This window comes from Pseudomonas palmensis (assembly GCF_017848315.1).
Lineage (GTDB): Bacteria > Pseudomonadota > Gammaproteobacteria > Pseudomonadales > Pseudomonadaceae > Aquipseudomonas > Aquipseudomonas palmensis.
Genome location: NZ_JAFKEC010000006.1, coordinates 150,177 through 159,327, shown reverse-complemented (window position 1 = coordinate 159,327; position 9,151 = coordinate 150,177). Strand labels below are relative to the sequence as shown.

9 protein-coding genes are annotated in these 9,151 nt (G+C 67.4%); 7 read left to right on the top strand and 2 right to left on the bottom strand.

Going from position 1 to position 9,151, the window contains the following annotated elements; translation table 11 throughout:
• Positions 1-100 precede the first annotated feature (100 nt).
• Positions 101-628, bottom strand: coding sequence for a UPF0149 family protein (locus tag JZZ72_RS06185; RefSeq protein WP_100633012.1), 528 nt, complete (start codon positions 626-628; stop codon positions 101-103).
• Positions 629-729: 101 nt separating this feature from the next.
• Positions 730-1,449, bottom strand: coding sequence for an SDR family oxidoreductase (locus JZZ72_RS06180; RefSeq protein ID WP_210014184.1), 720 nt, complete (start codon positions 1,447-1,449; stop codon positions 730-732).
• Positions 1,450-1,638: 189 nt separating this feature from the next.
• On the opposite strand from JZZ72_RS06180, the gene JZZ72_RS28070 reads away from it, so the two are divergent.
• From JZZ72_RS28070 to JZZ72_RS06145, 7 genes are all read left to right on the top strand, one after another.
• Positions 1,639-2,355 (top strand): CPBP family intramembrane glutamic endopeptidase, encoded by a 717-nt coding sequence (locus JZZ72_RS28070; RefSeq protein ID WP_210014183.1) that lies wholly within the window; start codon positions 1,639-1,641, stop codon positions 2,353-2,355.
• Positions 2,356-2,417: 62 nt separating this feature from the next.
• A complete protein-coding gene (locus JZZ72_RS06170; protein ID WP_054916313.1) occupies positions 2,418-3,629 on the top strand; it encodes a YeeE/YedE family protein in 1,212 nt (403 codons plus the stop codon).
• A 262-nt stretch (positions 3,630-3,891) separates the two neighbouring features.
• Positions 3,892-5,115, top strand: coding sequence for an SfnB family sulfur acquisition oxidoreductase (locus JZZ72_RS06165; RefSeq protein WP_054916314.1), 1,224 nt, complete (start codon positions 3,892-3,894; stop codon positions 5,113-5,115).
• A 9-nt stretch (positions 5,116-5,124) separates the two neighbouring features.
• Positions 5,125-6,498 (top strand): LLM class flavin-dependent oxidoreductase, encoded by a 1,374-nt coding sequence (locus JZZ72_RS06160; protein ID WP_058541399.1) that lies wholly within the window; start codon positions 5,125-5,127, stop codon positions 6,496-6,498.
• Positions 6,495-7,160 carry a methionine ABC transporter permease gene (locus JZZ72_RS06155; RefSeq protein ID WP_054916316.1) on the top strand — a complete coding sequence of 222 codons (666 nt, stop codon included), beginning with the start codon at positions 6,495-6,497 and terminating at the stop codon, positions 7,158-7,160. The genes JZZ72_RS06160 and JZZ72_RS06155 overlap by 4 nt, the downstream gene beginning before the upstream one ends.
• A 92-nt stretch (positions 7,161-7,252) precedes the next feature.
• Entirely contained in the window at positions 7,253-8,023 is a 771-nt protein-coding gene (locus tag JZZ72_RS06150) for a MetQ/NlpA family ABC transporter substrate-binding protein (RefSeq protein ID WP_043864437.1), read from the top strand.
• A 73-nt stretch (positions 8,024-8,096) separates the two neighbouring features.
• Positions 8,097-9,149 (top strand): methionine ABC transporter ATP-binding protein, encoded by a 1,053-nt coding sequence (locus tag JZZ72_RS06145; RefSeq protein WP_058541401.1) that lies wholly within the window; start codon positions 8,097-8,099, stop codon positions 9,147-9,149.
• Positions 9,150-9,151: the final 2 nt, after the last annotated feature.

Sequence of the window (9,151 nt, the reverse complement as noted above, 5' to 3'; positions counted from 1 at the left end):
TGCTTGGCTCCTTGCCGGGTGGTATGCCTGCAGGACTCTTCGCCGGCAATGCCGGCTCCTACGTAGGAGCCGGCATTGCCGGCGAAGGGCGCTGCCCGCTTCAGCGCTGCGTCGCCCAATACCCCTGCAACGCCCGCGCCGCCGGCTCGATGGCGGCCACGCGCTGGCGATGCAGCACCACATCCAGGTCGGCAGGCAGTTCGAAGTTGTCCTGTGCGGCACAGGTCTCGATCACATCCAGTGCCACCTGCTGCGCCGCCGGCAAGGCCGGCCAGTTGGCCAGGCCTGCACCGCGCAGGTAGCCAAAGCACCACTCTTCGGCCAGCGTCAGCGGCTGGCCGTTGTGCTCGGTCTCTTCGAAGCGCGGCGAGAAACGCTCGGCCAGGTTGTTCGCGTGCAGGGTCACCAGCTCGACGAAGCGCTGGCAGTCTGCAGCGCTTTCCCATTCCGGCTGGCGACCACCGAAGATCCCCGGGAACCATTCGTCGATAGCCACAGGCGCCGGGCCGGACACCAGCGCGGTGAGGTAGCCGTCCAGTTCCGAGGCGTTGAGCACCGAATGGTCATCGCCATACTGCAGCAGGATGTCTTCGATGAACTCGAAGTCGGTGTCGTTGAGCGTCTGCATGAAAAAGGTCCTTCACATAACGGTGGGCGCAGCCAGGCTGCGCGTCAAAGGCGGGAAGGATGGCGCTTTCGCCGGTTTTTATCCAGCGTGCTCATCAGCGCTCAGAAGCGCTCGTCGAGCAGGGCCGGCAAGGTCAGCTCCTTGACGTAGCTGGCCGACGACAGGCTCAGTGCCATGCGCACCACCTGCACCACGTCGTGCACGGGGATCAGCTGGCCTTCGCCGCGTTGCTCGGCCACGTCGCGGGGCGTGCTGAGCGGGTCTTCGGTGTTGAGGTAACCCAGGTTCAGGCAGGTCACGGCCAGGCGTTGCTCGCGGTAGCCTTCGCGCAGCGCATCGGCGATGCCACGCAGGGCGAACTTGGAGGCGCCGAAGGCCACCTCGGGGCGCCCGCTCTGGGGCAGGCCGGAGGTGGAACCGGTGAGGATGATGCGCGGGGTGGCGCTGCGCAGCAGGGTGGGCAGCAGGCGCTTGATCAGCAGCAGGGTGGCGGTGATGTTGCAACTGACGATGGCCTGTACCTGCGCGTCGCTGTCGCCGAGAAAGTCGTAGGCCGGGTCGAAGGCCAGCTCTTCCCAGATGCCGAGGTTGTAGATCAGCGTGTCGAGGCCGTGCTCTGCCACAGCCTGGGCGATGGCTTGCGCGGCGCTGGCCGGCTCGGCCAGGTTGGCTTCGACCCAGTTCAACTGCACGCCGGCCTTGGCGGCGATGCCGTCGGGGCGCGTGCGCGACACGCCGACCAGCGTGTCGCCCGCCTCGCCGAGGCCTTCGATCAGGGCCTTGCCCAGCCCTTTGCTGGCACCGACTACCAGGGTTTTCATGGGGTGATTTCCTTGTCTGCACGGGGAGAGAGCGCGGATGCAAACAGAGGGCGAGGGGAATGGCAAATGGCCGGATGTATCCAGATGTGAATCTACTTGAGCGCTTAGCCTGAGCAGCCGGCTGCCGGCGATGGGCTGCGCAGCAGCCGCGAAACTCGCCATAATGCGCCCCCCGCCAAGGAGAACGCTGTGAACAACCCCGTACAAGGAAGTCCCGTTACCACCCCTTACATCGCCAGCACCACCGGCAAGCGCATCGGCCTCGCGCTGCTGGGCCTGCTGCTGTACTTCACCGCGCAGTTCGCCGGCGCCTTTCTGTTCGGCAGTGGCCTGGACTTCACCCTGGCTTTGTTCGGCGCCCACCTGGTGGCGTGTGCAGCCATCGGCGGGCTTTACCTGTTGCTGCGGCGCAACCCGCTGGCCGGGCATGCCTTCAGGGGGGCCAACTTCAGCTACAAGGCCCTCTGGCTTGGCCTGACCAGCGTGGTGGTGGTCTACCTGCTGGCCTACAACTACGCCGCCCTGGTCGACCAGCCCGCCGAGCCGTTCATGCTGCAGTTCATGACCCTGCTCGGTGCCGGTTCGCTGGCCGATCGCGTGCTGCTGACCAGCATGGTCATCGTGCTCGCCCCCCTGGGCGAAGAGCTGGCATTCCGGCATTTTCTGCTCAACCTGTTCCCGTTCCGCAAGCCGCTGTGGGCGGTGGTGGCGATCGTGGTCAGCGCCCTGGCGTTTGCCGCCATCCACCTGCAGTACACCTTCAGGTCGACCGTGGTGCTGTTGTTCATCCTCGCCCTGATGCTGGCCTATGCGCGGATCAGAACCGGCGGCCTGCTGGTGCCCATGGCGATGCATGCCTGCGCCTCGACCCTGGCACTGGCGATGTACCCGCTGTTCTATCCGTGAGCCCGCACGGTGGCTGGTGACGGTATACTCGCGGCCTGTTCCGTCTATATCCGAGTATCGTCATGGGTCTTTCTCTCTCCGCGGCGCCTGAGCGCCGTCTCGGCGCGCCACTGGTTGCGCTGTCATTGCTGGTGGTCGGCGCCGTCTTCCTGAATGCCAGCGTGGGCATCAAACAGGTGCTGCTGCTGATCGTCGGCGCCGCCCTGGGCCTCACGCTGTACCACGCCGCGTTCGGCTTCACGTCCGCCTGGCGGGTGTTCATCAATGAGCGCCGTGGCGCCGGCCTGCGCGCGCAGATGGTGATGCTGGCTATCGCCGTGCTGCTGTTCTTTCCGGCCCTGGGCGCCGGCACGCTGTTCGGCCAGCCGGTGACCGGGCTGGTGGCGCCGGCCGGGGTGTCGGTGGTGTTCGGTGCGTTCATCTTCGGCATCGGCATGCAGATGGGCGGCGGCTGTGCCTCGGGCACACTGTTCACGGTGGGCGGTGGCAACGCGCGCATGCTGGTGACGCTGCTGTTCTTCATCATCGGTTCGGTAACCGCAACCCACCACGCCGACTGGTGGTTCGCGCTGCCGTCGTTCCCGGCCACCTCCGTGGTGCAGACCTTTGGCGTGGCCCCCGCGCTGGTGCTTAACCTGGTGGTGTTCGGCCTGATCGCCTGGGGCACGGTGGTGCTGGAGAAGCGTCGCCACGGCGCCCTCGAGGCCCCGGCAGGCAGCCAGCATGAGGGCCTGCGTCGCTTCCTGCGTGGCCCGTGGCCGCTGGTGTGGGGCGCGATCGGCCTGGCGCTGCTGAACTACGCGACCTTGGCACTGGCGGGCCGGCCGTGGGGCATCACCTCGGCGTTCGCCCTGTGGGGCGCCAAGACCCTGAGCGGGCTGGGCGTGGACGTGGGCAGCTGGGCGTTCTGGCAGATGCCGGGCAACGCCAAGGCCCTGGCTGCACCGCTGTGGGAGGACGTGACCACGGTGATGGACATCGGCATCGTGCTGGGTGCGTTGCTGGCAGCAGGCCTGGCCGGGCGCTTCGCGCCGAGCCTGAGGATTCCGATGCGCTCGCTGCTGGCCGCGGTGATCGGCGGCCTGCTGCTGGGCTACGGCTCGCGGCTGGCGTATGGCTGCAACATCGGCGCGTACTTCAGCGGCATCGCCTCGGGCAGCGTGCATGGCTGGCTGTGGCTGGTGGCGGCGTATGCCGGCAACGTGGTGGGGGTGCGGATTCGCCCACTGTTCTTCGTGGCTGAACGCAAGAGCGTGGCAGCCAGCGGCGGCTGAGGCTGGCGGTACTGCATGGGAACCGGCTCGCAGTAGCCGGTTTTTTCATGCCCGCCCTTTACTGCGAATAGGCGCGCGGTGTACGGGGAGCAACTGACCGCTGTCGTACTGTTGCACTACGAACAGTTGGCCAACACTTTGTTGCCGTGCATCCAGCCATGCCGCTTTCTGTTGTGCGTAACTCATTGATTTATAGGTGAAATTCAAGTGGCATGGGTTGTGCTATCTCACGGGGGACTCTGTGTACTCATCGAGATAGATCATGACTGCCACCCCTGTTTCTGCCCACTACGACATCCGCCAGCCGGATGCCCACGTCATCCGTGACGATGCCGAAGCCATCGCCATTGCCCATCGGGTTGCCGCGCTGCTGCGCGAAGGCGCGTCCGAGCGCGACCGCAGCCGCCAGGTCCCGGCCGACGTGGTGGATGCGTTCTCCAACAGCGGCCTGTGGGGCATCACCGTACCGAAACAATACGGCGGGGCGCAGGTGTCCTTCGCCACCCTGGCCGAGGTGATCGCGATCATCTCCGCCGCCGACCCTTCGCTGGGGCAGATACCGCAGAACCACTACTGCCTGCTCGAAGACATCCGCCTGCAGGGTAGCGAAGAGCAGAAGCGCTTCTTCTTCGACCTGGTGCTGGCCGGCCACCGCTTTGCCAATGCGCTGTCGGAAACCGGCGGCAAGAACGTCAAGGAGATCCAGACCCGCATCGTGCCCCATGCCGATGGCTACCGCATCGACGGGCGCAAGGGCTACTGCACCGGCTCGTTGTACGCGCACTGGCTGGGGGTGCTGGCGCTGGACGCGCAGGACCGCTCGCAACTGGCCTTCGTGCGCCGCGATACCCCGGGCCTGGTGATCGTCGATGACTGGGACAACATCGGCCAGCGCACCACCTCCAGCGGCACGGTGCTGGCGCAGCAACTGATCGTACCGGCCTTCAACCTGTTTCCCACCTACCGCTCGTACGAAACCCCGACCCTGGCCGGCCCCTTCGCGCAACTGACCACCGCCGCCATCGACGCCGGCATCGGCCGTGCGGCGCTGGACGACGCCATCACCTTCATCCGCGAGCAGGCCCGCCCGTGGATCGATGCGGGCGTGGAGCAGGCCAGCCAGGACCCGCTGACCATCGTGCAGATCGGCGCGCTGGAGATTCGCCAGGAAGCCGCCGAGGCCCTGCTGGAGCGCGCCGGCAAGGTGCTCGACCGGGCCAGCCTGGCCCCCGACGAGGACTCGGTGGCCCAGGCCTCGGTGGCCGTGGCCAAGGCCAAGGTGCTGACCACCGAAGCGGCGATCGAGGCCAGCAACCGCCTGTTCGAGCTGGGCGGCACGCGCTCCACCCAGGTGCGCCACAACCTCGACCGGCACTGGCGCAACGCCCGCGTGCACACCCTGCACGACCCGGTGCGCTGGAAGTACCACCTGGTGGGCAACTGGGCCTTGAACGGAGCCAAGCCACAGCGTCACGACTGGAACTAGGCCGCCACCATGCCCAAGCAGATACGCCTCAATGCCTTTGCCATGAACACCGTCGGCCACCTGTCGCCGGGCTTGTGGCGCCATCCGCGTGACCAGGCCACGCGCTACACCGACATCCACTACTGGACCGAGCTGGCCAGGACCCTGGAGCGCGGCAAGATCGACGGGTTGTTCATCGCCGATGTGCTGGGCGCCTACGACGTGTACGGCGGCAACGCCGACGAGGCGCTGCGTACGGCTGCGCAGGTGCCGGTCAACGACCCGCTGCAGCTGGTGCCGGCCATGGCCGCCGTCACCGAGCACCTGGGGTTTGGCGTGACCGCCTCGGTGTCGTTCGAGCACCCGTACCCGTTTGCCCGGCGCATGTCCACGCTCGACCACCTGACCCGTGGCCGCGCCGGCTGGAACATCGTCACCTCGTACCTGTCCAGCGGGGCGCGCAACCTTGGCCAGCGCGAACAGCTGTCGCATGACCAGCGCTACGCCCTGGCCGAGGAGTACCTGCAGGTCTGCTACAAGCTGTGGGAGGCCAGCTGGGAAGACGACGCCGTGCGCGCCGACCGCGCCAGCGGGGTGTATGCCGACCCGGCCAAGGTGCACGGCATCGGCCACCAGGGCGAGTTCTTCCAGGTGCCGGGCTTTCACCTGTGCGAGCCCTCGCCCCAGCGCACCCCGGTGCTGTACCAGGCCGGTGCCTCGACGCGCGGCAGGGCGTTTGCGGCGGCCAACGCCGAGTGCGTGTTCGTTGCTGCGCCGAGCAAGACGGTGCTCAAGAACCAGGTGGCGCAGGTGCGCGCTGCGGCGGTGGCGGCCGGCCGCGCACCGGGCGATATCCTGGTGCTGGAGCAGCTTACGGTGATTGTCGCCCCCACCGATGAACAGGCCCTGGCGCGCCTGCGCGAGTACCGCGAGTACGCCAGCGCCAGCGGTGCGCTGACGCTGATGTCGGGCTGGACCGGCATCGACTTCGCCCAGTACCAGAGCGACCAGGTGCTGCGCGAAGTGCAGAGCGATGCGATCCAGTCGGCGGTGGAAGCCTTCACCCGTGCCGACCCCAGCCGCACCTGGACCACCGCCGAAATTGCCGACTATTGCGCCATCGGTGGCGACGGCCCGGTGCTGGTGGGCTCGGCGCAGACGGTGGCCGACCAGTTGCAGGAATGGGTGCAAGAGACCGACGTGGACGGCTTCAACCTGGCCAGCGTGGTGGCCCCGGAAACCTTCGAGGCGGTGGTCGACCTGCTGGTGCCCGAGTTGCAGGCCCGTGGCCTGTTCAAGCGCGATTACGCCCAGGGCACGCTGCGCAACAAGCTGTTCGACGCAGGTGACCGGCTGGGCGCGCCGCACCCGGCCGCCGCGCTGCGCAGGGGCGCTGGGCAATGAGCGAGCTGCTGGCCCATGTCAACTGGCCCGAGGTGGGCCAGGCCTGCCTCGACACCTTGAGCATGCTCGGCGTAGCGCTGGGTTTCACGGTGCTGATGGGGCTGCCGCTGGGGGTGCTGCTGTACCTCACCGGCCAGCGCCAGTTGCTGGCCTCGCCGCTGGTGTACCGCGTGCTGTCGGTGGTGGTGAACGTGCTGCGTTCGATGCCGTTCATCATCCTGCTGATTGTGCTGATCCCGCTCACCCAGGTGGTGGCCGGTACTTCGCTGGGCGTGCCCGGCGCCATACCTCCGCTGGTGATCGGCTGTACGCCGTTCTTTGCGCGGCTGGTGGAGATCGCCCTGCGCGAGGTCGACCGCGGCCTGGTGGAGGCCACCCAGTCGATGGGTGGCAGCACCTGGCAGATCGTGTGGCACACCGTGCTGCCCGAGGCGCGCACCGGCCTGATTGCGGCGGTGACGGTGACCGCCATCGTGCTGGTGGACTACACGGCGATGGCCGGGGTGGTCGGCGGCGGCGGCCTGGGCGACCTGGCGATCCGCTTCGGCTACCAGCGCTTTCAGACCGACGTGATGGTGGTGACCGTGCTGCTGCTGATCGTGCTGGTACAGGTGCTGCAGGTGAGTGGCGACCGGCTGGTGCGGCGCTTCACCCGGCGTTGAATTGTGTTTCCCGTCAGCGGCAGCCGGGTTTCGCTGCCGCCGGCCCACGTATCCCACGGCGGCCAATGTTCTACCTGTTCAGGAGCAAGCCCATGAAGAAGACCCTGGCCGTACTGGCCGCCGTGCTGTCGCTGTCGGCGCACGCCAACGAGAAACTGGTGGTGGGTGCCACCCCGGTGCCGCATGCCGAGATCCTCGAGTTCGTCAAACCGGCGCTGGCGGCCGAAGGCGTGGACCTGGACATCAAGGTGTTCAGCGATTTCATCCAGCCCAACCTGCAACTGGCCGAGAAGAACCTGGACGCCAACTACTACCAGTACCGGCCGTTCCTCGACGAATTCAACGCCACCCGCAAGACCGACCTGGTGCCGGTGGTGGGCGTGCACATCGAGCCTTTCGGTGCGTACTCCACCCGCATCAGGAGCATCGCCGAGCTCAAGGACGGTGCCAGCGTCGCCATCCCCAACGACCCGGTCAACGCCGGGCGTGCCCTGGTGCTGCTGCACGAAGCCGGGCTGCTCACCCTCAAGGACCCGAGCAACACCCTGGCGACCCAGCGCGACATCGCGGCCAACCCAAGGCACCTGAAGATTCGCGAACTCGAAGGCGCGCTGCTGGCCCGTGCGGTGAACCAGGTGGACCTGGCGTTCGTCTTCGCCAACTACGCGCTGGAGGCGGGCATCGATACCAGCAGCGCGCTGATCGTGGAGAAGGGCAAGGACCTGTACGTGGAGTACCTGGTCGCACGCCCCGACAACATCGATGACCCGCGCATCCAGAAGCTGGCCAAGGCGCTGAACTCGCCACAGGTGCGCGACTTCATCCTGACCCGCTACAAGGGCCAGATAGTGCCCGGCTTCTGAGCCCCGGTGGCCCGCGCTGGCGACAGCGCGGGCCTTGGTCGAATCGCATCCTTCGCAGGGCAGGCCTTGATCCATGGTCAGTTTCAATCAACAGCCGCTGGCAGGCGCCGTGCATATCCGCCTGGTGGGGCTCGGCAAGCAGTACCCGGGGCGCGAGCGCACTGTGCATGCGCTGCGCGACATCAACCTGGAGATACGCCGGGGCGAGGTGTTCGGCATCATCGGGCGCAGCGGCGCGGGCAAGTCGTCGCTGCTGCGTTCGCTCAACCGCCTGGAGCAACCCAGCAACGGCCAGGTGCTGATCGACGGCGAGGACATCGCCGGCTACGACACCGCGCAACTGGCCCGCCAGCGCCAGCGCACCGGCATGATCTTCCAGCACTTCAACCTGATGTCGGTGAAAACCGTCGGCGAGAACATCGGCCTGCCGCTCAAGCTGGCCGGCATTGGCCGCGCCGAGCGCGAGCGGCGGGTGAGCGAGATGCTGCAACTGGTGGGCCTGGAGGACAAGCGCGATGCCTTCCCCGCACAGCTGTCCGGTGGCCAGAAGCAGCGCGTCGGCATCGCCCGGGCGCTGGTGCTGCAGCCCGACCTGCTGCTGTGCGACGAGGCGACCTCGGCGCTGGACCCGCAAAGCACCCAGTCGATTCTGGCGCTGCTACGCGATATCAACCGGCGCCTGAACCTGACCATCGTGCTGATTACCCACGAGATGGAAGTGATCCGCGAGCTGTGCGACCGCGTGGTGGTGCTGGAGGCGGGCGAGGTGGTGGAGCAGGGCGAGGTGTGGCGGGTGTTCGGCTGCCCGTGCCACGAGGTGACCCGCACCCTGCTGCGCACCCTGCACCCTGGCGGCGCCCATGACCTGGCCCCAGCCAGCGCCGGCGACTGGCTGCTCGACCTGCATTACACCGGGGCCCGTGGCCAGGCGCCGGAGCTGAGCGCGATCAGCGCGGCACTGGGGTACCCGACCCACCTGGTGCAGGCCAATATCGAGCGTATCCAGGGGCGTATCCTTGGCCGTCTGCGCGTGCGCGTGGAGGCCCCTGAACAGGTGTGTGCGCAGGTGCTGCAGCAGGCCCGCACAGTGGCCGACAGCGTCGAGCGGGTGGCCGCACGGGCCTGAGC

Bases quoted from the DNA above. Each gene is read 5' to 3' on its own strand.
- JZZ72_RS06185 (WP_100633012.1), bottom strand. From the start codon at position 628: ATGCAGACGCTCAACGACACCGACTTCGAGTTCATCGAAGACATCCTG.
- JZZ72_RS06180 (WP_210014184.1), bottom strand. From the start codon at position 1,449: ATGAAAACCCTGGTAGTCGGTGCCAGCAAAGGGCTGGGCAAGGCCCTG.
- JZZ72_RS06170 (WP_054916313.1), top strand. From the start codon at position 2,418: ATGGGTCTTTCTCTCTCCGCGGCGCCTGAGCGCCGTCTCGGCGCGCCA.
- JZZ72_RS06165 (WP_054916314.1), top strand. From the start codon at position 3,892: ATGACTGCCACCCCTGTTTCTGCCCACTACGACATCCGCCAGCCGGAT.
- JZZ72_RS06160 (WP_058541399.1), top strand. From the start codon at position 5,125: ATGCCCAAGCAGATACGCCTCAATGCCTTTGCCATGAACACCGTCGGC.
- JZZ72_RS06155 (WP_054916316.1), top strand. From the start codon at position 6,495: ATGAGCGAGCTGCTGGCCCATGTCAACTGGCCCGAGGTGGGCCAGGCC.
- JZZ72_RS06150 (WP_043864437.1), top strand. From the start codon at position 7,253: ATGAAGAAGACCCTGGCCGTACTGGCCGCCGTGCTGTCGCTGTCGGCG.
- JZZ72_RS06145 (WP_058541401.1), top strand. From the start codon at position 8,097: ATGGTCAGTTTCAATCAACAGCCGCTGGCAGGCGCCGTGCATATCCGC.